The sequence below is a fragment of the Streptomyces torulosus genome, assembly GCF_001419765.1.
In the GTDB taxonomy this organism is placed as follows: domain Bacteria; phylum Actinomycetota; class Actinomycetes; order Streptomycetales; family Streptomycetaceae; genus Streptomyces; species Streptomyces torulosus.
In genome coordinates, this window is the sequence record NZ_LIRK01001047.1 from 1 (window position 1) to 2,328 (window position 2,328).

Genomic DNA, 2,328 nt, shown 5'->3' on the forward strand with positions numbered 1-2,328 from the left:
ACGGGGTCGGCACCGCCGAGGGCTCCTCGGTCGGGGAGAGCGCACCCGGCGTCGCGGACGGGCCGGTGGAGGAGCCCTCGGCGGTGCCGACCCCGTCCACGGCCCCGTCGACGACCGAGTCACGGTGAAGGCCGCCGTGTGTTGTGTGTTGACTCACCTTTGTGCCGAACGGCCGTCGGGGCTGAACTCCCGTGTCAGTGAACGGAGTTCGCGGAGCACCGGTGCGTCCGTGCCCTCCAGGGCGGTCAGCGCGCCGCGCCAGTGACGCAGGGCCGCCCCCTCGTCCCCGAGGGCCCGCAGGACATGGCCGTACTCGTACTCGGCGAGGCCCCACCCGTACGCGTCGCCGCGCTCGGCGGCCTCCCGGAGCAGCGCCCCGCACGCCTCCCGCGCCGCGTCGAGGCGGCCCAGGGCCCGCAGCGCCTGCGCCCGGCCCAGCCGGGTCTCCCGCTCGGCGTTCCAGTGGGCCGCGCCGGACGCCATGACCCGCAATGCGTCGTCGAAGCTCCGGAGCGCTCGGGCGGGTTCGCCGAGGGCGAGTTGGGCGCGGCCCGTGTTGCAGAGGGCGACCTGCTCGATCACGGTGCTCCCCGCCCGTCGGGCCAGTTCCCGGCTGCGCCGGTGGAGGGGGAGGGCCGAGCGGGGGTCGGTGAGTTCGGCGACGTACCCCTGGTGTCCGGCGAGGAGCGCCTCCTCGGCGGGGGCGAGGGTGTCGGGGCGCAGGGCGAGACACCGCGCCAGCGTGGCCCGGGCGTCCGCGCCACGGCCGAGTTCGCGCAACAGGGCTGCCCGGTTGCCGAGGTGGCGCATCCTGGCCCGGTCGTCGGCGAGGCGCTCGCTCAGCCGCACGGCCTCGTCGAGGAGGCGCAGCGCCTGCCGGATGCGGCCCGCCGAGTAGTGCGCGGACGCGAGGTGGCCCAGGGCCCGTCCCTCGGCCGCCGCGTCCCCGCCGGACCGGGCGAGGGTGACGGCGTGCCTGGTCAGCCGTTCGAGGTCCCGCGACCGGCCACGGTCGTGCAGATAGGGGAACAGCGCGTGGATCAGCTCCAGGGTCCGTGCCGGCCCCAAGGGCCCGTTTGCCCGGGTCGGTTCCAGAGGCTCGGGCGTCGGGGTCGGTACCTGTGACTCGGGCGTCGGGGCGGGTCCCAGCGGCTCAGGTGTCGGGGTCGGTGCCAGCGGTCCGCGCAACCGGGTCGGTTCCAGTGGCCCGGCCGTCCGGGCCGGTCCGAGTGGCCCGCTCGTCCGGGTCGGTTCGAGTGGTCCGCTCGTCCGGGTCGGTTCGAGGCCGAGTGGCTCGGGCGCACCCGAGCCGGCCAGGTGGAGCAGGTTCGCCGCCTCCTGGTCGCCCCAGGCGAGTGCCTCGGCCGCGTCGGCGAAGGCCAGGTCGCCACCGGGCGACAGCTCGGGCACGCCGCCGCGTCCCGGCCGCAGGGCGGCGGCGCAGTGGGCGAGGCGCCGCCGGTACCAGCGCAGGGAGCGTTCGACGGCGTCGGCGTGCGCCGCTCGCGCGTCCGGCCGGGCGGCGAGTTCCCGGGCGAAGTCGCGGACCAGGTCGTGCGGAACGTAGCGCCCCCAGCCTGTCTCCTGGAGCAGCGCCACCTCCGTCAGGCGGTCCAGCGCCCGCTCGGCGCTCCGCTGTGTGCGGTCCGTCGCCACCGCCATCAGCGGGACCCCGTACTCGGGCAGGTCCAGCGCGCCGATGAGGACCAGGGCCGCGGCGGCGTCGGCGTCACGCGAGTCGCCCGACCCGAGGAGCGCCTCGTGGGCCGCCAGCAGGGAGCGGCGGACGCTGAGGTCCTCCAGTTCGAGGTGGTCGAGGCGGTCCTCCTGCCGGGCTAGGCGTTCCGTCAGCCGCGCCACGGACAGGGCCCGCCGGCTCCTCAGCCGGGCCGCGCAGATCCGGAGCGCGAGAGGGAGATACCCGCAGAGCGCGGCCAGCCGGGCGACCGGTTCGGCGTCGGCCGCGTCCCAGGACCGGCCCGAGGCCCGCTCCAGCAGAAGGGCGCCCTCCCGTGGGGAGAGCGGGTCGAGGGGGACCTGGGCGGAGGCGCCCAGGGTGGCGAGCGGCTGTCGGCTGGTCACCAGGACGGCACAGCCCGCCCCGGCCGGCAGCAGCGGTCGTACCTGGCCGACCGAGGCCGCGTCGTCGAGGACGAGCAGCGTCCGGGTCGGGGCGAGCGCGGAGCGCAGCAGCGCGGAACCGGCCGCCACGTCGCCGGGGACGTGCCGGGCGTCCACGCCCAGTCCGTGCAGGAGGGCGGCGAGGGCGTCGGCGGGCGCGAGCGGAGTCCGGCCGGGGGTGGCTCCGTGCAGGTCGAGGTAGAGCCG

The 2,328-nt window shown here is 77.1% G+C and carries 1 protein-coding gene; it reads right to left on the reverse strand.

Going from position 1 to position 2,328, the window contains the following annotated elements; all coding sequences use genetic code 11:
- Positions 1 to 153: 153 nt before the first annotated feature.
- Positions 154 to 2,328 (reverse strand): hypothetical protein (locus AOK23_RS43925; RefSeq protein ID WP_055717923.1); only part of this gene is annotated, 2,175 nt, incomplete at its 5' end.